General features: G+C 33.0%; 20 protein-coding genes and 1 other annotated feature. Of the genes, 14 read left to right on the top strand and 6 right to left on the bottom strand.

The features are described from left to right. Nucleotides 1-845: 845 nt before the first annotated feature. From COJ46_RS23960 to mnmL, 3 genes are all read right to left on the bottom strand, one after another. The gene (locus tag COJ46_RS23960; protein WP_097979225.1) at nucleotides 846-1319 is read right to left on the bottom strand and encodes a hypothetical protein; all 474 of its coding nucleotides are present in this window, start codon (nucleotides 1317-1319) and stop codon (nucleotides 846-848) included. A 176-nt stretch (nucleotides 1320-1495) separates the two neighbouring features. Beyond that, nucleotides 1496-2071, bottom strand: a complete 576-nt coding sequence (gene mnmM, locus COJ46_RS23955; protein ID WP_097979224.1) for a tRNA 5-(aminomethyl)-2-thiouridylate-methyltransferase MnmM — start codon at nucleotides 2069-2071, stop codon at nucleotides 1496-1498. Further along, nucleotides 2068-3030 carry a tRNA modification radical SAM protein MnmL/YtqA gene (gene mnmL, locus COJ46_RS23950; protein WP_097979223.1) on the bottom strand — a complete coding sequence of 321 codons (963 nt, stop codon included), beginning with the start codon at nucleotides 3028-3030 and terminating at the stop codon, nucleotides 2068-2070. The genes mnmM and mnmL overlap by 4 nt, the downstream gene beginning before the upstream one ends. A 193-nt stretch (nucleotides 3031-3223) precedes the next feature. On the opposite strand from mnmL, the gene COJ46_RS23945 reads away from it, so the two are divergent. The 6 genes from COJ46_RS23945 to COJ46_RS23920 all read left to right on the top strand — a co-directional run bounded on the left by COJ46_RS23945 (nucleotide 3224) and on the right by COJ46_RS23920 (nucleotide 8791). Beyond that, on the top strand, nucleotides 3224-3487 hold the full coding sequence (locus COJ46_RS23945) for a DUF2524 family protein (RefSeq protein WP_097979245.1): 264 nt from the start codon (nucleotides 3224-3226) through the stop codon (nucleotides 3485-3487). Between the two features lie 61 nt (nucleotides 3488-3548). Further along, on the top strand, nucleotides 3549-3698 hold the full coding sequence (locus COJ46_RS23940) for a glycogen biosynthesis protein GlgD (protein WP_098231358.1): 150 nt from the start codon (nucleotides 3549-3551) through the stop codon (nucleotides 3696-3698). A gap of 235 nt (nucleotides 3699-3933) precedes the next feature. Further along, entirely contained in the window at nucleotides 3934-5133 is a 1200-nt protein-coding gene (locus COJ46_RS23935) for an MDR family MFS transporter (RefSeq protein ID WP_098566412.1), read from the top strand. 65 nt (nucleotides 5134-5198) lie between these two features. Next, nucleotides 5199-5415 (top strand) — a binding site (T-box leader). 79 nt (nucleotides 5416-5494) lie between these two features. Then, the gene (gene leuS / locus COJ46_RS23930; RefSeq protein WP_098566411.1) at nucleotides 5495-7912 is read left to right on the top strand and encodes a leucine--tRNA ligase; all 2418 of its coding nucleotides are present in this window, start codon (nucleotides 5495-5497) and stop codon (nucleotides 7910-7912) included. A 167-nt stretch (nucleotides 7913-8079) separates the two neighbouring features. After that, nucleotides 8080-8376, top strand: coding sequence for a rhodanese-like domain-containing protein (locus tag COJ46_RS23925; protein ID WP_286133694.1), 297 nt, complete (start codon nucleotides 8080-8082; stop codon nucleotides 8374-8376). Between the two features lie 199 nt (nucleotides 8377-8575). Then, nucleotides 8576-8791, top strand: a complete 216-nt coding sequence (locus tag COJ46_RS23920) for a DUF2553 family protein (RefSeq protein ID WP_069034724.1) — start codon at nucleotides 8576-8578, stop codon at nucleotides 8789-8791. Nucleotides 8792-9025: 234 nt separating this feature from the next. On the opposite strand, the gene COJ46_RS23915 is transcribed toward COJ46_RS23920, so the two are convergent. After that, nucleotides 9026-10297, bottom strand: a complete 1272-nt coding sequence (locus COJ46_RS23915) for a BaiN/RdsA family NAD(P)/FAD-dependent oxidoreductase (RefSeq protein WP_098566423.1) — start codon at nucleotides 10295-10297, stop codon at nucleotides 9026-9028. A gap of 151 nt (nucleotides 10298-10448) precedes the next feature. Between COJ46_RS23915 and COJ46_RS23910 the strand changes: the two genes are divergently transcribed. Both COJ46_RS23910 and COJ46_RS23905 read left to right on the top strand, forming a co-directional pair. Next, entirely contained in the window at nucleotides 10449-12068 is a 1620-nt protein-coding gene (locus tag COJ46_RS23910; RefSeq protein WP_097979219.1) for a putative polysaccharide biosynthesis protein, read from the top strand. Nucleotides 12069-12274: 206 nt separating this feature from the next. Continuing rightward, nucleotides 12275-12997: a pseudouridine synthase gene (locus tag COJ46_RS23905; protein ID WP_097979218.1), complete on the top strand. Its 723-nt coding sequence runs from the start codon at nucleotides 12275-12277 to the stop codon at nucleotides 12995-12997. A 141-nt stretch (nucleotides 12998-13138) separates the two neighbouring features. Here COJ46_RS23905 and COJ46_RS23900 read toward each other — a convergent pair whose 3' ends face one another. After that, nucleotides 13139-13339: a DeoR family transcriptional regulator gene (locus tag COJ46_RS23900; RefSeq protein WP_056473526.1), complete on the bottom strand. Its 201-nt coding sequence runs from the start codon at nucleotides 13337-13339 to the stop codon at nucleotides 13139-13141. A 307-nt stretch (nucleotides 13340-13646) separates the two neighbouring features. On the opposite strand from COJ46_RS23900, the gene pepV reads away from it, so the two are divergent. The 5 genes from pepV to COJ46_RS23875 all read left to right on the top strand — a co-directional run bounded on the left by pepV (nucleotide 13647) and on the right by COJ46_RS23875 (nucleotide 20238). Next, nucleotides 13647-15050, top strand: a complete 1404-nt coding sequence (gene pepV / locus COJ46_RS23895) for a dipeptidase PepV (protein ID WP_097979217.1) — start codon at nucleotides 13647-13649, stop codon at nucleotides 15048-15050. A 126-nt stretch (nucleotides 15051-15176) separates the two neighbouring features. Continuing rightward, complete coding sequence (locus tag COJ46_RS23890; RefSeq protein WP_176522690.1) at nucleotides 15177-16364, top strand: MFS transporter; 1188 nt, start codon at nucleotides 15177-15179, stop codon at nucleotides 16362-16364. Between the two features lies 1 nt (nucleotide 16365). Continuing rightward, entirely contained in the window at nucleotides 16366-16917 is a 552-nt protein-coding gene (gene thpR / locus COJ46_RS23885) for an RNA 2',3'-cyclic phosphodiesterase (RefSeq protein ID WP_176522689.1), read from the top strand. Between the two features lie 225 nt (nucleotides 16918-17142). Beyond that, a complete protein-coding gene (pulA, locus tag COJ46_RS23880) occupies nucleotides 17143-19308 on the top strand; it encodes a type I pullulanase (RefSeq protein ID WP_098566410.1) in 2166 nt (721 codons plus the stop codon). A 138-nt stretch (nucleotides 19309-19446) separates the two neighbouring features. After that, complete coding sequence (locus COJ46_RS23875) at nucleotides 19447-20238, top strand: phosphotransferase family protein (RefSeq protein WP_176527984.1); 792 nt, start codon at nucleotides 19447-19449, stop codon at nucleotides 20236-20238. Between the two features lie 27 nt (nucleotides 20239-20265). Here the strand turns inward: COJ46_RS23875 and COJ46_RS23870 are convergent, their stop codons facing one another. Then, nucleotides 20266-20544, bottom strand: a complete 279-nt coding sequence (locus COJ46_RS23870; protein ID WP_056473344.1) for a YtzH-like family protein — start codon at nucleotides 20542-20544, stop codon at nucleotides 20266-20268. A 150-nt stretch (nucleotides 20545-20694) separates the two neighbouring features. Here COJ46_RS23870 and trmB point away from each other — a divergent pair, with 150 nt between their 5' ends. Beyond that, nucleotides 20695-21336 carry a tRNA (guanosine(46)-N7)-methyltransferase TrmB gene (trmB, locus tag COJ46_RS23865; protein WP_098566409.1) on the top strand — a complete coding sequence of 214 codons (642 nt, stop codon included), beginning with the start codon at nucleotides 20695-20697 and terminating at the stop codon, nucleotides 21334-21336. Nucleotides 21337-21456 lie beyond the last annotated feature (120 nt).

Genomic DNA, 21456 nt, shown 5'->3' with positions numbered 1-21456 from the left:
TAAAAAAAGAACCTGCCACGATAGGGGAAGTAAATTACATACTTATCCCAATCGTGACAGGCTCCTCCGAACAATGCATTAAATTTAATCTAAGTATAAACCAAAATTGAATTAAAAACCAGCTTAAGTATTAGATTTGTAACTATTTAAATAGAAACTTAGTTTAATAGAATTAAAAAAATAAGCGAAATAAAATAAGCAAAATGAAAGAGTATAAACGAAATGGCACTTTTAATTTTTCGAAAAAACAACATATATTTTAGGACGAAAGAGTGTACATAAATTAAAATCATACTCCCAAAGAATCCATAAAAATACCCATAAATTACCCAAAGGGTCATCTGATTGACTTGTGAAGATTCTGTATGAAATCCTCGATATAATGAAACAAGGTAAAAAACTGACCAGTAATTGATGAATGCAATTAGTCCAATTAATAATAATATCCAATTCGAATTCCGTAAAATGAACTGAAAAACATTACGAAGTATTCTATTCAAATTGTTTAGGTTTGTAGTCAACTCTTCACGCCCCTAGAGTTGGTTTATCTCAATCAACTACGAATTGGTTTGTATGAACAAATCAATTAAATTGGTATATCTTTACATAATATTCAATTGATTCCATGAATACGCCGTAATTAGATATTATTAATAATTTTTTGTAAATTTTTATAGGTCGATAAAGTTACTAGATATAAAAATTTTATGTTTTATCAAAAGGGGATATGTTCTTAATAAAAAACTTGATCCTGTTTACTAAACTTCATTACAAAATAAGTAATTTAAACAAAAAAAGAGGCCCAATAAGTACAATGGCTTAAGGGGCACTCTGTTTAATTTAAATTAATTTTTAGTTGGTTCAATTTGAGTAAATATATCTCGGTGAACTCTTTTCATTTCTTCAAAAAATTGCTCACGTTTAATATTATTATTATCTAATATTTCTTTAAATGAGTTTGTTTTACCTTTTTGAGCGATGATATTTTCCAAAGGTTTATTTGAAAGCTTTGATACAACTGCGATAAATATTAATTTCTTCATTTCCATTTTATGTTGCTCTACAGCTTTATTTATATTAGCTTCAGGTTGGTTTAAGTAATTAGAAATATACTTAACAACTTCTTTTTTGTGGTTTTCTAACATTTTATTTGCTTTGTGGTGATGATGTCTATGATGTTCACCATCATCTGTTGTTACATCGTGATCATGATGTGGATGGACATAATAATTTGCTGCCGCGATGTTTTCGGCATTTACTGTAATTGTACTTAGCGTAAAAAGGCTAACTACTGCACCTGCAAAAATAGCTTTTTTCATTTTGAAAACCTTCTTTCTTTTTTTGATTTTTTTATCTTTACCAATTTTTCAAGAAAAATTTACCATTAATGAATTTTTAATGAATTTTTAAGGTATTTATAATGGTTTTGAGGAAATCAAACAATATGAGAAATTGGGGTCAAAATAAAAAAACTGTCTAAATTAGACAGTTTTTCTTAAGCTCTTTTTTCAATAGCTAATATAAAAGGAGGATTATTTGCTTGATTAATAAATCGATAAGTTAATACATGTGCCAAGTCTTGAGGGATGTTTTGAGCAAAGTTCATTAATTCATCTTTTTCAATTTCTCCGCCTTCATGACCATGATAAATTACAACTACGATAATTCCTTCTGGTGCCATCATTTCAAGTATTTGTTCTATTGCTGAAATGGTAGACTCAGGTACAGTTACAACTGATTTATCACTACCAGGTAAATAACCAAGATTAAAAATTGCACCTTTTAATTTCTCTTGTGATGAAGCTGGGATTAGTTTTTTTACTTCTGCATGACTTCTTTGGAATAGTGTAACTTGTTTGCTTAAATTTTCATTATTTATTCTTTCAGTCGTCTTTTGAATAGCTAGTTCTTGGATATCAAATCCGTATACATGTCCAGTTTCACCAACCAATTTTGCTAAAAATACTGTATCATGACCATTACCTATTGTGGCATCAATGGTAAGATCACCTTCATTCACAGTTGATTGGAGAAGCTTTCTAGCGTACGGTAAAATGCGATCTAGAATCATGTTAATTGTACTCGATTATTTGCGTATTTACCTTGCCAGCTATTTCTACGTTCAAACTCGCGATCAATTGCATTCAGTACTTCCCATTTTTTTAAGCTCCACATTGGTCCGATTAATAAGTCAGGTGGACCGTCTCCAGTAATACGATGTACGATTACATCACTTGGAATGATTTCAAGCTGATCAACGACTAAGTTAATATAAGCGTCAAAATCCATGAATTTAACTAGTCCTTTTTCATATTGCTTCATCATTGCAGTACCTTTTAGTAGGTGAAGTAAGTGAATTTTAATACCTTGGATATCAAGTTTAGCAACCTCCATCGCTGTTTCCATCATCATTTCTGGAGTTTCAAGAGGTAACCCATTAATAATATGTGAACAAATACGGATGTTGTGCTTTCTTAATTTTTCTACGCCTTCTACGTAAGTTTTATAATCGTGTGCACGATTAATAATATTTGCAGTTTTTTCGTGAACAGTTTGTAATCCTAATTCAACCCATAAATAAGTTCGTTTATTTAAATCTGCAAGATATTCAACAACATCATCTGGTAAACAATCTGGTCTTGTTGCGATTGATAAACCTACAACGCCTTCTTGCTCTAATATTGGTTCGAACTTTTGTTTTAATACTTCTACTGGTGCGTGAGTATTTGTGTAAGCTTGGAAATAGCCTAAGTATTTTCCGTTTTGCCATTTCTCATGCATTTTATCTTTTATTTTATGAAATTGAGTTACAACATCTTCAGCTCGATCTCCTGCAAAGTCGCCCGAACCAGATGCGCTACAAAAAGTACAACCTCCAAACGCAACTGTACCATCTCTATTTGGACAATCAAATCCAGCGTCAATTGAAACTTTAAATACTTTTTCGCCAAATTGTTGTCTTAAATGATAATTCCAAGAGTGATATCTTTTATGATCTATTGTATATGGAAAAGGATTGTTTTTTGTCATTCCTCATCCCTCCCTTAATTTAAGTCAATATTATCGATTTTATCATGCTCTAAAAAGAAAACCAAATGGAAAAACCTTTCTTATTTGTAAAGAAATAATTGTACTCTGATTGAAAGGTTCGGAAATACTATTCTTGAGGTAACCTACATAGCGGATACTTCATTAAAGTCTCAAAGGAGGTATTTTCTTGGGAATAACAGATCGCAATTTCGGACAAGAACAAGTACAACAAGCGAAACAAGCCTATGATTATGCAGTACAACAATTAGAAATTGGCATGCAACAAGAGCATTTTAACGGAATCGAGTATTCTGAAGCACAGGCAGGGCTTGAGCAAGCAATTATGCAGTTAGAAAAAGTTGAAAACCTTGCAAATTTAGAAAATAGAGATGAATTTAATCGTTTACGTAGACAATTAACACAGCTACAACATCAAATGATTATTACTCCGCACTAAAGGAGACTAGAATATGCAAGAATATGTTCAAGAATATGCAATCCTTGGGAGGAAACCAAAAATGGTTAAAAAGAAATCAAAAAGTAGTAATCCCGAACAAACAACAAAGAATAAAACGAAAACAGAATTCTCAGGTGAACTTTCAGCAGTAGATCAAGTCAAAATGAATAACGCTAAAAAAGGTCAACCACAGAGATCAAAGCAAGGGTAAGGTAGAAAAGGGAATAGGGTGTAAAGGAAAAGGAAGGTTTGCCTTCCTTTTTTCTTTTTATTTTGGTAATTTTAGGGATTATATGGTGCTTCTCTAATACCTTCTAGGTTTTTTGTCCTTCTTATCTATCGCCACTTAATGCGTGCCTCTTGAAACTAGGAAGATTCTCCTCTACAATTAATGAGTTAACGAGATAAAAATAGATAAAAAGGGACAGCTTTGAGGGGAGTAAGGGATGCCAAAAAAACTATGGTTTTTGTTAATCGGTATGATTTTAAATGTAACAGGTAATTCTTTTTTATGGCCATTCAATACAGTATACATCCATATATATTTAGGGAAGTCCTTGTCTGTAGCGGGGCTTATTTTAATGTTTAATTCATTGGCCGGTGTATTTGGTAATATGCTGGGGGGCTGGCTTTTTGATAAATTTGGGGGATATAGGTCAATCCTTACTGGTATTAGTATTACGTTTTTGTCGATATTAGGTTTGGTTATTAATCATTCTTGGACATATTACAGTTGTTTCTTCGTAATCTTAGGGTTTGGTGTTGGTATTGTATTTCCATCAATGTATGCGATGGTTGGAGCGGCATGGCCAGAGGGTGGTCGTAAAGCTTTTAACGCAATTTATGTAGCTCAAAATCTTGGTGTTGCGATTGGTACGGCTTTAGGTGGAGTTGTTGCGGCCGCTAATATTAATTATATTTTCTCCGCTAATTTGCTATTATATATTATTTTCTTCTTAGTAGCTTTATTTGGATTTAAAGATATTGGTGAACCTAAGCAATTAAAAGAAACCCATGTAGAAATATTAGAGAAACAAAAATTTTCATTTACTCCTTCAATGAAGGCACTGATGATTGTTTGTGTTGCGTATGTTTTATGTTGGTTAGTTTATGTTCAATGGCAAACTACGATTGCTTCAGAAATGCAAAATCTACACATTGGATTAAAAAAATATAGTCTATTATGGACTGTAAATGGTGCACTTATTGTCTTAGCTCAACCAATCGTATCAACTGCGATACGTAAATTTGAGTTAAGTATGAGAAAGCAAATGTTGTTTGGAATTGGATTTTTTATCGCTTCGACTATTCTTGTGAGCACTGCTGATCATTTCTCAATATTTATGACAGGTATGATCATTTTAACAATTGGAGAAATGTTCGTCTGGCCTGCAGTACCAACTATTGCAAATATGCTTGCTCCGAAAGATCGTATAGGAATGTATCAAGGGATTGTAAATAGTGCAGCAACGGTTGGAAGAATGCTTGGACCAGTTATTGGAGGGGCACTTGTTGATACTTTTAATATGAAGGTATTATTTATCATATTAGTTGTCTTTTTAGTAATAAGCATGGTTTTCTCTGTGCTTTATGAAAGATTAGCAAAAAAAGTAGTAAAAGCGGATAATCAAACTTTTGCTTCTTAAAAATAGGCAATGTATAATTGACCTTTTTCTTTGGTTATAATAAAATGGTATAAATTAAATCTAAATGATCGGCAATGATTGGGAATAGTAGTGAATATGAAGAGGTTTAGAGAGTTGACGGTTGGTGAAAGTCAATCCATTCTATTCATGAACTCGCCCATAAGCCACATTTGTGAACGGTTTTTACCAAGTAATAAATGTCGTGTTCCACGTTACGGAAACAAGTGAATGTATTTTTACATTAATTTGGGTGGTACCGCGGGAAATCCTCTCGTCCCTTTTGGGATGGGAGGATTTTTTTATTTGTAGACCGCTAGGACCACAGCCGAGCCATTTATACATGAAAAAAGGAGGCAATAATATGAGTTTTAATCATGGTTCTATTGAACAGAAATGGCAGAAGTATTGGTTAGAAAATAAAACGTTTAAAACAACTGGCGATACAAGCAAGCCGAAATTTTATGCACTTGATATGTTCCCTTATCCATCTGGGGCGGGATTACATGTAGGTCATCCAGAAGGGTACACAGCAACTGATATCCTTTCAAGAATGAAAAGAATGCAAGGCTATAATGTACTTCATCCAATGGGTTGGGATGCATTTGGTCTACCTGCAGAACAATATGCATTAGATACAGGTAATGATCCAGCTGAGTTTACTGAAAAGAATATAAATACTTTCCGTAATCAAATTCAGGCACTAGGATTTTCATATGATTGGGATCGTGAAATTAATACAACTGATCCTGATTATTACAAATGGACTCAATGGATTTTCCTAAGAATGGTTGAAAAAGGATTAGCTTATGTAGATGAAATCCCAGTTAACTGGTGCCCAGCTCTTGGTACAGTTTTAGCTAATGAAGAAGTAATCAATGGAAAAAGTGAGCGCGGAGGACATCCAGTTGAGCGTCGCCCAATGAAGCAATGGATCTTAAAAATCACAGCTTATGCTGATCGATTATTAGAAGATCTAGAAGAATTAGATTGGCCAGAAAGCTTAAAAGAAATGCAACGTAACTGGATTGGCCGTTCTGAAGGTGCTGAAGTTTACTTTAATGTTGATGGATTCGATGAAAAAGTAACAGTATTTACAACACGTCCTGATACATTATTCGGTGCGACTTATGTAGTGTTAGCTCCAGAACATGATTTAGTTAATCAAATTTCAACAGCTGATCAAAAAGATGCTGTCGAAGCATACATCGATTCAGTTAAATCGAAAAGTGATCTAGAGAGAACTGATTTAGCGAAGGATAAATCAGGTGTTTTCACAGGAGCATATGCAATTAACCCTGTAAATAACGAAAAGCTTCCAATTTGGATTGCTGACTATGTACTTGCAAGCTATGGAACTGGTGCAGTTATGGCAGTACCAGGACATGATGAGCGCGATCACGAATTTGCAGTTAAATTTAAATTACCAATCGTTGAAGTTGTTGAAGGTGGAGACGTTCAAAAAGAAGCTTACGCTGGAGATGGCAAACATGTTAACTCTGATTTCTTAAACGGTTTAAATAAACAAGAAGCTCTTGAAAAAATAATTGATTGGTTAGATTCTTCAAAAGCAGGTGAGAAAAAAGTTACGTATCGTCTACGTGATTGGTTATTCTCTCGTCAAAGATATTGGGGAGAGCCAATTCCAGTAATTTTCTGGGAAGATGGTACGATGACAGTTGTTCCTGATGAGGAATTACCATTAATTCTTCCGAAAACAGAAGATATTCGCCCAAGTGGTACTGGAGAGTCACCATTAGCGAATATTTCTGATTGGGTTAATGTAGTTGATCCAGTAACAGGTAAAAAAGGAAGACGTGAAACAAATACAATGCCACAATGGGGCGGAAGCTGCTGGTATTACTTACGTTATATTGATCCAAATAATAACGAAGCAATCGCAGATACTGAATTACTAAAGCATTGGTTACCAGTTGATGTATATATTGGAGGAGCAGAGCATGCAGTTCTTCACTTACTATACGCTCGTTTCTGGCATAAATTCCTTTATGATTTAGGTGTAGTTCCTACAAAAGAGCCATTCCAAAAGCTATTCAACCAAGGAATGATCTTAGGGGAAAATAATGAAAAAATGTCTAAGTCTAAAGGAAACGTTGTAAATCCTGATGATATCGTTGCTAGCCATGGTGCTGATACGTTACGTTTATATGAAATGTTCATGGGTCCATTAGATGCATCAATCGCTTGGTCAGAAAATGGATTAGATGGTTCTCGTCGCTTCTTAGACCGAGTATGGCGTTTATTTGTTACTGATAATGAAGAGCTTTCAGATAAAATTGTAGAAGGCGTTACTTCTAGCAGTCTTGAAAAAACATATCACCAAACAGTAAAGAAAGTAACAGAGGACTTTGAAGGTTTACGCTTTAACACTGCAATTTCACAAATGATGGTGTTTATTAACGAAGCATATAAAGCTGATCAATTACCAAAAGAAATGGTTGAAGGTTTTGTAAAATTAATAGCACCAGTTGCTCCTCATATCGGTGAAGAACTTTGGAGTAAGCTAGGTCATAGTGATTCAATTGCATATGCTACATGGCCAGCATACGATGAAGCTAAGCTTGTAGAAGACGAAATTGAAATCGTAGTACAAATTAATGGTAAAGTAAAAGCAAAATTACTTGTTGCAAAAGATGCTTCTCGTGAGCAAATGGAGCAAATTGCATTATCAGATGATGCAGTTAAGGAACAAGTTGAAGGTAAAACGGTTCGAAAAATCATTGCTGTACCAGGTAAATTAGTAAATATCGTTGCTAACTAAATAGTTAATTCGAAAAAACCTCTTTTGAGGTTTTTTCTTGGTTATTTCTTGTTTTTGCCTTTCTACTAACTCATCCTCCCCCTTTAAGGTGGATAGAATTAAACTTACTTTTTGCATAGAAAATAATTAGTTGTTAAGATGTTGCTATAAAGAAAGGATGAGCAATGATGAATACGATTTCTGCAAATGAAGTTAAAGAGCGTTTAGATTCAGGAGAAACGCTATTTTTAGTAGATGTACGAGAGGACTATGAGGTTGAGTATGGGAAAATTCCTGAAGCAGTTCATATTCCAATGGGACAAATTCCGAGCAAATTAGATGTTTTTAATAAAGAATTTGAATACATTTTTATTTGTAAGGCAGGCGTTCGTAGTGAGAATGTTTGTGAGTATTTAAATGAGCTAGGCTATAAGGCGATCAACATGGAAGGTGGAATGATGGCCTGGGAAGGCGAGGTCAAATAAAAAATTTTTATCTGTATCGATATTTTGTCTACCTACTGAAATCCAACGTTTTTGTTGGATTTTTTATTTAATTGGTTTAATTTAGGCTAATGTTTTTTGGCATAAGGAATATTAACCATGGAGTTGTGACATATATTAAAGTAGAACCTCATATATTTTTTCATTGAGGTCTTTGCTTGTTAGAAAGGAGGGGGTTGATTTGCCTAAAACATTAAAAATTGATATTACCGATAAAATAATTGGTAAATTTAAAGATGGGCATATGGAGTTGTATTCTTCAAAGTATTTAATTGGAAAGTTTTACTTTAAAGACTTAAAACAATCTTTCCAATTGGCAGATGGGTATGTTGAAGAGGATGGACGATTCTATTTATTAGTGAACTTGCAACACGAACAATCGAACGCTCGCCTTTGACCTTAAATTAGGGACGGTGGATTTGTGCCAAAGAAAAATATAATAAGCGAAAAGCATAAGATAAAACTAGAAAATCAGTTTGATTGTTTTTCGAATACAACTATGGCAATAAGTTTGTGGAATAACAGTTTAACTTTTATAAAGTTTCTTAAGAATCAATCCTTATGCTTTTCCATATGTAAACATTATAGGACCTAGCGAAACAATGTATTCGTTCGGTCCTTTGTTTATTTCTTAAAAATTCGTTTGAGAATATTCCGCAGCTGATCCTCCTGCTAATCTGCCAGTTACCAATGCAGCGGTTATGTTATAGCCACCAGTGTAACCGTGAATATCTAATATTTCTCCACAAAAATAAAGACCATTCATGATTTTAGATGACATTTCTTTTGGATGAACTTCCTTTGTTGAGACGCCACCGCCTGTAACGAATGCTTTTTCAATTGAAAGAGTTCCGTTTACTACAAATGAAAAGCCCTTAAATAATTGGACAAGTTCTCTTAATTTCATCGTAGCAATTTCATTACAAGGAGTTGCCTCATCAATTCCACATTTTGAAAGCAGAAATAGTAAATATCGTTCAGGTACATAACCTTTAAGAACGTTCTTAATCGCTTTTTTAGGTTCATCTTTAAGAATACTGTTTACGTCTTGAAAAAGTGATTCCTCGTTTTGCTCTGGAAAACAATCAATCGCCATCGATACATTTTTTGTTTTAAACTTTTGTTGTACTTTATATACAAATTGGCTACAACGTAGTGCGGCAGGGCCCGAAATTCCAAAATGAGTAAAGAGCATGTCCATTTTATGGGCTATCACTTTTTTGCCTTTTGGATTTAATACACTTAATTCAATGTCTCTTAAAGCAAGGCCTTGTAATGATTTAGTTTGAATAAAATCTTCACTTGAAGTAATAGGTACCTCTGTAGGAAAGAGTTCAGTTATTGTATGACCAGCTTTTTTTGCCCAAGCATATCCGTCACCTGTCGAGCCTGTGTGTGGAACAGATTTACCACCTACTGCAAGGACAACACTTTTTGAGTGAATGACTGTTCGATCATCCAATATGATTCCTACTACTTTACCATCTTCATAGAGTACGTCTTTAACAGTTCGATTGGTCTGAATATCTACATGATGTTTTTTTAGTTTTTGCATTAATGCATTTAATACTGATTTTGAGTCATTTGATACAGGAAACATTCTCCCGTGATCCTCTTCTTTTAAAGCGACTCCCATGTTTTCAAAAAACTGTATGATATCCTCGTTATTATAAATAGAGAATGCGCTATATAAAAATCGGCCATTTCCAGGTATATGTTTAATAACTTCCTCTATAGGTAAGCGATTTGTTACGTTACAACGACCACCACCTGATATAAGGAGTTTTTGTCCTAATTTAGTTCCTTTTTCAAGTAAAAGAACTTTAGCTTTGTTTTCAGCAGCGCTAATTGCAGCCATCAGACCAGAAGTTCCGCCACCAATTACAATCACGTCATAAACCATTATTTCACTACTTTCGTTACAAATTTCTTTTAGTAAGTTTACCATTATTTCAAGTAAGCTCCAACTTCTTATCATTTTTTAATTTTTTCTTTTTAGATGATATGGTAAGATAGATTAGTTAGTTTGATCGAGAATTGGTAGGAGGCAGTTTATGTCAGATTCAAAATTGCTACGAGGTACCTTCATATTAACTGCTGGTACATTTTTAATAAAATTTCTAGGAATGATCTATACATTCCCTTTTTATGCGTTAGTTGGTTCAAAAGGGTCTGCATTATATAATTATGGTTATGTTCCATATACATTGTTCATCAGTATAGCTACTGCAGGTGTTCCGTTAGCTGTAGCAAAGTTCGTTTCAAAGTACAATGCGATTGAAGAATATGAAACAAGTAGAAGGCTTTTTCATGCAAGTCAGCTACTCTTAATATGTACAGGTATTTTTTCGTTTTTAACGTTATATATCATTGCACCTTATATCGCACCTCTTATGATACCTAAAGATACAAAAGGTAATAGTGTAGAGGATGTAGTTTCAGTTATGCGAATAGTAAGTACTGCTTTAATATTAGTACCTTCTCAAAGTTTGTATAGAGGTTTTTTTCAGGGGCATCAATCAACAGGCCCAACTACTGTTTCACAGCTAATTGAACAAATTGTACGTATTGTATTTACATTAGTTGGAAGTTATATCATTCTAAAAGTTATGGGTGGAACAATCACTCAAGCAGTTGGGTTATCGACGTTTGCAGCTACAATTGGTGCTGTAGGTGGTATTTTAAACTTACTATGGTATTGGAGAAAGCGAAAAGTTCATTTAGATGAACTTCTTCCAAAATCAAAAGGATTAATCTATCCTACTAAATTAGAAATGTTTAAAGAATTATTTTCTTATTCAATTCCATATGTGTTTGTCGGACTTGCTATCCCGTTATATCAATTAGTTGATCAGTTTACTTACAATAGAGCAATGGAAGCAATTGGATTAAAAGATATTGCAGAGAATACTTATGTAATGTTTTCATACACAAGTCACAAGCTAGTAATGATTCCAGTTTCATTAGCAACGGCATTTGGTTTAACACTTGTTCCCGCTATAACTGAAGCATTCGTAAATAAAAATCATAAAAAGCTACAAAGTCAAATTACCCAAACCTACCAGGTTGTATTTTTCTTAACACTTCCTGCTGTAGTAGGGATTTCAGTTTTGGCTGAACCGATTTATAGTGCTTTTTATCAAAAAAGTACACTTGGTGGAAGTATACTAGGTTTTTATGCTCCAGTAGCTTTATTGTATTCACTTTTCACAGTAAATGTAGCCATTTTACAAGGTTTAGATAAACAAAAATATGCGATTATTGGTTTAATAGGCGGAGTAATATTAAAAATTATATTAAATGTACCATTAATTCATTTATTCAAAACTTATGGCGCGGTATCAGCGACCGCATTAGGCTATTTATTTTCAATCGTTTACAATTTCTATTATATTCGTAAAAATGCGGAGTTCTCTTTCAATAAAGTGTTTAGAAGGATCATCTTTATGATTATCTTATCTGGCTTAATGGCCGGAGCGGTTTATGCTGTAGAATACTTATTAGGTTTCTGGTGGACTTATAAAGATGGTCGAATGATTTCAATGTTCCTTGTCATCATTGGAGCAATTGTAGGGGCCATTGTTTATTTAGGTGTCGCATACAAATTAAACTTATTTGAAATTATTTTAGGAGCTCGTTTAAAGAATCGTTTTAAGTTTGGAAAAAGAGGATAAAAATATATGGTGAACCTTCTTTTGTAGTGGTTCACCTTTTTTTACACATTAAGAGTGTATAAATTGACAGCGGAGAAGAAAAACGACGTAGAAGCTGATGTAAGGAATTAACTATAAATGCAACTACGCCTTTGACTTCGCAAAAAAAGCTCGCTAATCGGCGAGTTTTCTTAAACTTTTATTTTAGAAAGAAAAGGTGCTAATTAATGAGAATTGATAAAATTTTAGCCAATATGGGATATGGCAGTAGGAAAGAAGTAAAGTCTCTACTAAAACAAGGTGTTGTAAAAGTTGGAGATAATATTGTAAAAAGCCCGAAAGAGCATGTTGATATTGAACAGCAAGTTGTAACGGTAAATGGTGAAGTAGTAGAGTACAAAGAGTTTGTTTATTTAATGATGAACAAACCACCAGGTGTTATATCTGCTACAGAAGATTCTGAGCATGAGACTGTAATCGGATTATTAGAATATGAAGATATCATTTTCGAGCCATTTCCAGTTGGACGTTTAGATAAAGATACGGAAGGATTGTTATTAATTACGAATGATGGTCATTTGGCACATCAATTACTTTCTCCTAAAAAACACGTACCAAAGAAGTATTATGCAACGATTGATGGCGTAGTAACTGAAGCTGACATTAAAGCATTTGAAAAAGGCGTAACACTAGAGGATGGTTATTTAACGAAACCTGGTTATTTAACAATTCTTAAATCCGGTGAAGAATCTGAGATCGAACTAGTTATTATGGAAGGTAAATTCCATCAAGTTAAAAGAATGTTTGAAGCAGTAGGAAAGAAAGTTACTTACTTAAAAAGACTTGAGATGGGTCCTTTAAAGTTAGATGAAGAATTAGAGTTAGGTGAATATCGAGAATTGACTGATGAAGAGATTGACCTATTAAAGTCGGTAAACGAAGAGAAATAAAGTGTTACTTATAAATAGGTTAAGATGATTCAAAATGTAAATATAAAGTTTAATCGGATCCCTAATAGAGAGCCAAAAGAAAAACAAAAACCCTTGATTAGACGTCAGACAAGACAATCATAGGTTTTTGTTTTTCTTTTTTTACGAAGAAGCTTTTACTTTTTTCCCTGTTACGGCCCATTTTCCCCTACTTGGACTATAAACTAGATTATTAAACTCTAAAATGTTTAAATCTCGTTGGATTGTTCTAGGTGTAATACCAAACTCCTCCACTAGGTCTTTTGTAGAAACGGTGCCATTTTCACTAATGTACATGTAAATGGCTTTAATTCGAGTCAGCATTCGAGAAGTTCCAGAATTCAAAAAACCACTCCTTTACCTACCGCATTGTTTCATAACAGGTTAGTTAAGTATTTTACTAGTTAAGCTTATATTTTCATTTTACTCTTTTTCAGTAGTTTCATAACGAAATTTATGAAAAAAATACAAAAATTTAATGAAAATTTGCGCAAACGTAATCATTTTGCAAGTTTAAGGTAATATATTCTACAAAGAGTGTCATATTCCTTCTTTTTTCGTTCCATTTATGAATAAATTATGTTTAAATTTTAAAAGGTGATAAACTATGTATATTAAAGGAGGTATTTCTATGACACAAATTAATTGGATGGAAGAAGTTTTAAAACGTAAAGATGATTATTTAAAGCAAACGATTGAACTTCTTAATATTGAAAGCGTTTATGATGAAGCGACAATTACAAAAGAAGCACCTATGGGTAAAGGTATTAATGAAGCACTTACATACATGTTAAATTTAGGTGAAAAAGACGGGTTTATTCCAAAAAATGTTGATGGATTTGCTGGTCACTTAGAAATGGGAAGCGGCGAAGAACTAGTAGGAATTCTTTGTCACTTAGATGTTGTACCTGCTGGAGATGGCTGGTCTCATGATCCATTTGATGCAATTATTAAAGATGGAAATATTTATGCACGAGGCGCAATTGATGATAAGGGTCCTACAATGGCTGCTTATTATGCAATGAAGATTGTTAAAGAATTAGGTTTACCAATTAATAAACGTGTACGTATGATTCTCGGAACAGATGAAGAAAGCCAATGGCGTTGTGTTGATCACTACTTTGAAAAAGAAGAAATGCCAACAATGGGCTTTGCACCTGATGCAGATTTCCCAATCATTTACGCTGAAAAGGGAATATTAGATATTAATTTCAAACAAATGCAGTTAAATGAAGATAACGAGAGTGAATATAAATTAGTTTCATTCTCTTCAGGTAGAAGAGTAAATATGGTACCTGATTATGCAAAAGCAATCGTTTCAGGACCAAGCTTTGATCAAGAAGCATTTACAAAACATATTAGTGAGCTAGGATGTAAAGCTCAAGTTTCTGAAGAAAATGGACACCAAGTTTTAGAAGTAGAAGGTGTTTCAGTACATGGAATGGAACCTGATAAAGGTAAGAATGCGGGTATTGCATTAGCAAGCTTCTTAAATCAATTTGAATTTAATGTTAATGCTGATCGATTCTTAAAGTTTATCGTTGAAAACTTCAAAGGTGACTCTCGTGGTAAAAACATGGGCGTTGCGTTTAATGATGATATTACTGGAGATTTAACTATTAACTTAGGAATTATGCAATACGAAGAAAATAATGGTGGGTCATTTGGGTTAACTTTACGTTATCCAGTGACAACTGATATTGACTTTGTTATTTCAACACTTACTGAACGTGGAAATAAATATAGCTTTGAATTTAATGAAATTAAAAATTCTAAGCCTCACCATGTTCCAAAAGATCACCCATTAATTCAAACTTTACAAAAAGTATATGAAGAGCAAACGGGTGAGGAAGCAACATTGTTAACAATCGGTGGTGGCACATACGCACGTTCATTAAGTGCAGGTGTAGCTTTTGGACCATTATTCTTAGGAAAACCAGAAGTAGCCCACCAAAAAGACGAATATGCTGAAATTGATGATTTATTAAAAGCAATTGCAATCTATGCACAGTCGATTGCTGAATTGGTTAAGTAATATAGATTTAGACTGATTAAACGACTCGATTTTTTGAGACAATAAGGTAAAGCGAGCATTTTTCGTCAGTAAGGGGAGAAATTTCCTCCCCTTTTTTATGTATTTTTTTGGGAGTTGAGAATAATATTGAACACATTACATGCACGTAAAAATAGCATCTTACTTATTTTTAAGGGCTATTATTTTTGTTTATTTTTTGCAATAGGATCGCTAGGACCTTTACTTTCTTCTTACTTTAAAAATGTGTTGGATTTATCAACTTCACAAATTGGAATATTAATGTCTTTAACACCAATCGTTGCTATTTTTTCACAGCCTCTATGGGGAATGGTTAGTGACATGACGCTTAATCCAAAAAAAATGTTGCTTATAGCGCAAATCTCCACAATTGTAATTGCACTTTTCTATTCTTCAATCACTTCATATGGCATGCTTTTATTTGTTGTCATCATGTTATCGATGACACAAAGTGCTTTAATTCCTCTTTCAGATAGTATTGCACTGAATTATGTCCAAAAAATAGGTGGGAATTACGGAGCTATTCGATTATATGGCTCAATTGGTTTTGCATTAGCTGTATTAGTTTCAGGGAGATTAGCTGAAGTTTTTGGTTTAGTCATTATATTTTTCGTATTTGCTTTTTGTATTCTAGTCGGCTTAGGTATTTCAATTTTTATTCCTAACGCTACGACAATTAGCAAAAGGGAACCAATCTTAAAAGGAGTCCCAATTTTGCTATCTAATAAAAGATTTTTATTATTTTTAATTTGTGCCTTTTTAGTTTTTGGACCAATTAGTGCAAATAATACTTACTTCGGTTTATATATTCAATCTTTAGGTGGAACATTAACAGGTGTTGGTATTGCATTTCTAATTTCTGCAGGAAGTGAAGCACCATTTTTGCAAGTAGCTAAGAGATTAATTAATCGTTTTGGGATATATAATATATTAATTGCAACCGCTTTAGTATCGGCTTTAAGATGGTATTTTTATTTTACAAATCCTCCGATTTCGATTCTTTATTTATCTTGTCTTACACAAGGACTATCGGTTGGATTATTTATTCCAGCAGCTCTCCAGTTTGTAAGAGATCAAGCACCGGATTCTTTAAAAGCAACAGCTGTTACAATTTATTCTGGTTTAGGCTTAGGATTGGGAGAGTGGTTCTGTACTTTCATAAGTGGATTTTTATCAGAGGCATTTTCTATTAAAGCAATTTATATTTTATTTGGTTCTCTAAGTATAGTTGCAGTTGGAATCATGCAATACTTAAAAAAGGATTCCAACATAAAAGATAAAAAGGAGATTGCGTAATTTGAGTGAACATTATTTTCTTGCTGTTCCTTTGCCAATACAAATAAAAGAAATTTTAGATGATTATTCAAAAAGATGGTATTCAAAACTACCATTAAAGAAATGGACATTTAAAGATGATTTTCATATTACTTTATCATTTTTAGGTCCAGTTACATATACAAAAAGTGTAGAGCTTATGGATCAACTACAAAAAGAGCTGAACGATTTTAAAAGTTTTGATTTGTCTATTCATCAGTTGGGTATTTTTGGGAGTAAAGTACAGCCACGTGTATGGTGGTTTGGTTTAGAGAATAGTGTTGAATTATTGGAGTTACAAAATAGAATTAGTAGGATATGTGAAGAAAGCGGTTTTTCAATTGATAAACGACCATATAATCCGCATATTACAATCGCAAAGAAATATAATGATAGGTTCGATAAAGAATTTGAAATCCCACTTAGTTGGGAAGAAGAACCTTTAAAATTTAAAGTGAATGAAGTCATTTTATATAAGATTCAACCTTCCCAAAAACCAAGTTACCATATTGCTGAATCCGTTTCATTAAAGTAAAAAATAAGATTTAAAATCTTGAACAATTTGATGAAATATAAGAAATATTTGAAGAAACTAACGAATACTTTCAGAAGAAGCATGAAAGCGAAATGGTAACAGCATGTTTGTTTTGAATCCATTTTAACTCTTTGTGAATAGACTAATCATATCGATTTAATTAATAACGAAATGCGTAGTTATTATGTAAAAGTTTTAAATTTATAGTCTGGATGGTGAATAGCGTTGTTTCATATTAAAAGGGCTTTTGAAGCTTATATAGATGGATTTCAAGAAATAACAATGATTATTCCCAAATCGAACAAACATACAGTGCAGTCATATTTTGAACTAATTGAAGAGGATGGTCGGAAAACTAGGCTTCCTGTCGTATCTCGAATAGAGTTTGATAGATTTTTTAAATATACTGTTTTGACTACTGAAGTCCTTTTGTTAGAAAAAAAGTATGAGATTGAAGACGAATTTGGTATTCGCACAGATTTACAAGTAGGTGGAGTTATTCGTTCGAAGGACTTTGATGAAAAATATGCCTATGATGTGGAGGATTTAGGTACGGTTTACACAAGTAAATCTACACAATTCAAATTATGGGCACCTACTGCTTCTAAGGTTAAGTTAAGAATTTATCAAGAATACGGTGAAGAAGAAAAGTTTACTGAAATGTCTATGGTTCGAGATGGAAAAGGGACATGGAAAGCAGTAATCGATCGTGATTGTGACGGATTAGTTTATAATTTCTTAGTATGTGTGAATCTGATTTGGCGAGAAGCTGTCGATCCTTATGCAAAAGCAGTTACTGTAAATGGTAAACATAGTGTAGTAATTGATTTATCGAAGAGTAGCAAAGTTAGTAAGGTAAATAGTACATCACCAAGTAAGTATACTGATTGTATTATTTACGAGGCCAGTATTCGAGATTTTACTTCACATCCACTAAGTGGGATTCAAAAAAAGGGGTCTTTTCAAGGATTTCATGAAAAAGATACGATGTACAATGGTTTTCCAACAGGTTTGGATTATCTATGCAAGCTAGGAGCTACACATATTGAATTATTACCATTTTTTGATTTTGAAGGAATAGATGAAAATAACCCTTTCCAAAGCTATAATTGGGGCTACAATCCATTGAATTTCAATGCACCAGAAGGTAGTTATAGTTTAAAACCGGATGAACCAATCGAAAGAATAAATGAATTAAAGAAACTTATTTCAGTTTATCATGAACATGGTTTACGGATTATTATGGATGTTGTTTACAATCATGTTTATGAATTACAAACTAGCCAATTCGAAAAAATTGTACCAGGATATTATTTTAGACAAGATGAACGTGGTTTACCATCGAATGGAACAGGAGTAGGGAATGACTTTGCATCTGAAAGATTGATGGCTAGACGATTTATTCTACAATCAATAAAATATTGGACTAAAGAATATGACATCGATGGGTTTAGGTTTGATTTAATGGGAATATTGGATACGGATACAATGAATGAAATTGTATCGGAACTGACAATCTTAAAACCAGAAATAATCATTTTTGGAGAAGGTTGGGATTTAAATACATCATTAAGTCCATCTTCTCGAAAAGCAACGATAAACCAAAGTCATCAACTATCAATGGTTGGGTTTTTTAATGATAAATTTCGCGATGGAATAAAAGGAAGTACTTTTTCATTTCAAGAAATAGGGTTTATACAAGGCAATAATATTCATAATGATTACTTATCCGATTTACTTTTAGGAAGCGTTGGGATTAATAAACAAGTAAATTTATTTAAAGAGCCATATCAATCGATTAATTATGTTGAATCACATGATAATCACACTATGTGGGACAGATTAAAGCTTTCCAATCAGAAAGAGAATGAGGAAATACTTAAGAAAAGGCATTTACTTGGAACTAGTATTGTATTATTTTCGTTTGGTGTACCGTTTCTGCATAGTGGCCAGGAGTTTTTTCGAACAAAAAAGGGGATCGAAAACAGTTATAATTCAGGCGACACAATAAATAGTATTGATTGGGCAAGAGCAGAACGTGAAGCGTCATCGATTGAAATAGTTAAAGAATTTATCGCAATTCGAAAGCGCTTTAATAGTTTCCGTTTTTCTTTAAAAGAAGAAATAGAAAAGTATGTAACGCCAGTCAATATTCATCGAGATCTAATTGGGTACCGAATTAGCGGATTAGAAGAAATCGACCAAGTTAAAGAGATAATGGTGTTATTTCATAATGGTCTTACTGATATATATATTGATTTAGGAAATGAAGAAGACAATTGGGAATTTATATGGGATGGCCATAATCATTATGTTAATAAAGGGATGAAAGTGGATTGTAATAAATTACCAATGCCATCGCTTTCGACTGTTGTATTAGTAAAATACTAGCAACTACTTGCAGATTCTAATTAAACAATGTAAACTTGTAAAAGATGGCTTATTACAGCTGATTGTAATAGGCTATCTTTCTTTTTGTAATAAAATAATTTTAAATACAAACATATATAACAACAAGGAACGGGAACAATGGATAATCATATACAAGAAATACTCGGAAAAGAATGGACAATCTCGCCAGCCGGTGGATTTACTGGTGAAGCGTATATAGCAGAAAATAATGATAAGAGATTATTTCTAAAACGAAATTCTTCTCCTTTTTTAGCAGTTTTATCAGCAGCTGGCTTTGTTCCAAAATTAGTTTGGACTAGAAGACTAGAAAATGGTGATGTACTTACTGCTCAAGAGTGGGTGATTGCACGTAGTTTAGAACCTTATGAGCTCTCTGCGAAAGGGGTTGCGCAATTTTTATATCGTATCCATTCTTCCAAAGAATTGTTATATATGTTAACCAAGCTAGGGATTAATCCTTTAGAACCACAGGATTTACTACAAACAATCGTAGGTAATCTTACTGAAGAGTTTACACAAAGCCAGATCATAGTAAAAGGTATCGAATATTTAGAGGAAAATATGCCATCTTTTGATTCAGAGGATTTAGTCGTTTGTCATAGTGATTTAAATCATCATAATTGGCTACTTACTGAGACAAATAATTTATATTTAATTGATTGGGATGAGGCAATCATTGCTGATAAAGCATTTGATTTGGGCATGTTTTTATTCACCTATGTAGAACAGAATGATTGGGACAAATGGCTTCGAAATTATGGAATAAAATTAACTGAAGACCTATCAAATCGAATGACTTGGTATGTAGTCGCTCAAACAATCATTTGGATTAAATGGTATACTCTTCGAGAAAATGAAAAGCAGACTCAAAAAATGAAGAGCCTGCTAGAGAAGATATTAATTAAATAAAAATTTCCTCGGAAATTGTCATATAGATTAGGAATAAGTATTGAAATCAGTCACCCATTGAGAGAGTTGATTTTGGTGGTTTGTAATGTGCTGATCTAAATCAGCAGAATACTTTCCAGACTGACTATAATAATAAACGTCATTTAACATGCTTTTTACATCATCTGTTATTTGGTCGTTCGTTAATAAGGATTGAACAAGTCTTTCTAATTGCTCACATTCTGATATAGTTCCACAACAGTCAGATTGATGATTCATTAAAATATCTCGTAAAATTGTTAATTGATGTTCATGATTTAAAGGCATAAATTCACATCCTTTTTTTATTAGGTACACTTGAAATAGTTTGTGTTACAAGAAATGATTTTATACTATACGTGAATAACCGAGTGCCATCGTGCTTGGTTTTTTCTTTGAGTAAATATAAATTGCAAAATCGAGAGGGAGTAAAATCTTATGAGATTAAGACATAAGCCAGGTGCGGCAGATCAAGTTAAAGAAAATGCTCATTATGTAATTCCAAATCCGTCTGAACAAAAAGGGAAATGGCAAGAAGTTTTCCAAAATGATCAACCAATTCATATCGAGGTTGGTACGGGTAGAGGTCGTTTTATGGTCGGTATGGCTAAAGCCAATCCTCATATTAACTATATTGGCATTGAGAAATATACAAGTGTAATTTCTGATGCATTAGATAAATTAATCGAAGCTGAAGTTCCAAACTTAAAGCTGTTAAATGTAGATGCTCAAAAATTAACGGATTTCTTTGAAGACGGGGAAATAGATCGAGTTTATTTAAACTTTTCTGATCCATGGCCAAAGGTTCGTCATGAAAAACGTCGATTAACATATAAAACATTTTTAAATATGTATCAACAAATCTTGAAAAATGATGGGGAAATTCATTTTAAAACAGATAATCAAGATTTATTCGAGTTTTCAATCATGAGTATGGCGAACTACGGAATGACTATGCATTTCTTAAGCTTAGATCTTCATAAAAGTGATTTTGAAGGAAATATTATGACTGAATACGAAGAAAAGTTTTCTTCAAAAGGTAACCGTATTTACCGAGTTGAAGCTGCTTATAGAAATTAATCTAATCAAAAGACTATCGTGATATATTTATCATGATAGTTTTTTTATTTTGCTACAACACACGAAATTTTAATATGATTGTTGATTTTTAGGCAATTTAAAACGAATTTACATTTCATA

The organism is Bacillus sp. AFS077874 (assembly GCF_002566505.1).
Lineage (GTDB): Bacteria > Bacillota > Bacilli > Bacillales > Bacillaceae_G > Gottfriedia.
The sequence above is the reverse complement of the archived record's forward strand: the minus strand, read 5'-3'. Positions and strand labels throughout refer to the sequence as shown.

Bases quoted from the DNA above. Each gene is read 5' to 3' on its own strand.
- COJ46_RS23960 (WP_097979225.1), bottom strand. From the start codon at position 1,319: ATGAAAAAAGCTATTTTTGCAGGTGCAGTAGTTAGCCTTTTTACGCTA.
- mnmM (WP_097979224.1), bottom strand. From the start codon at position 2,071: ATGATTCTAGATCGCATTTTACCGTACGCTAGAAAGCTTCTCCAATCA.
- mnmL (WP_097979223.1), bottom strand. From the start codon at position 3,030: ATGACAAAAAACAATCCTTTTCCATATACAATAGATCATAAAAGATAT.
- COJ46_RS23940 (WP_098231358.1), top strand. From the start codon at position 3,549: ATGGTTAAAAAGAAATCAAAAAGTAGTAATCCCGAACAAACAACAAAG.
- COJ46_RS23935 (WP_098566412.1), top strand. From the start codon at position 3,934: ATGCCAAAAAAACTATGGTTTTTGTTAATCGGTATGATTTTAAATGTA.
- leuS (WP_098566411.1), top strand. From the start codon at position 5,495: ATGAGTTTTAATCATGGTTCTATTGAACAGAAATGGCAGAAGTATTGG.
- COJ46_RS23925 (WP_286133694.1), top strand. From the start codon at position 8,080: ATGAATACGATTTCTGCAAATGAAGTTAAAGAGCGTTTAGATTCAGGA.
- COJ46_RS23915 (WP_098566423.1), bottom strand. From the start codon at position 10,297: ATGGTTTATGACGTGATTGTAATTGGTGGCGGAACTTCTGGTCTGATG.
- COJ46_RS23910 (WP_097979219.1), top strand. From the start codon at position 10,449: ATGTCAGATTCAAAATTGCTACGAGGTACCTTCATATTAACTGCTGGT.
- COJ46_RS23905 (WP_097979218.1), top strand. From the start codon at position 12,275: ATGAGAATTGATAAAATTTTAGCCAATATGGGATATGGCAGTAGGAAA.
- COJ46_RS23900 (WP_056473526.1), bottom strand. From the start codon at position 13,339: ATGCTGACTCGAATTAAAGCCATTTACATGTACATTAGTGAAAATGGC.
- pepV (WP_097979217.1), top strand. From the start codon at position 13,647: ATGACACAAATTAATTGGATGGAAGAAGTTTTAAAACGTAAAGATGAT.
- COJ46_RS23875 (WP_176527984.1), top strand. From the start codon at position 19,447: ATGGATAATCATATACAAGAAATACTCGGAAAAGAATGGACAATCTCG.
- COJ46_RS23870 (WP_056473344.1), bottom strand. From the start codon at position 20,544: ATGCCTTTAAATCATGAACATCAATTAACAATTTTACGAGATATTTTA.
- trmB (WP_098566409.1), top strand. From the start codon at position 20,695: ATGAGATTAAGACATAAGCCAGGTGCGGCAGATCAAGTTAAAGAAAAT.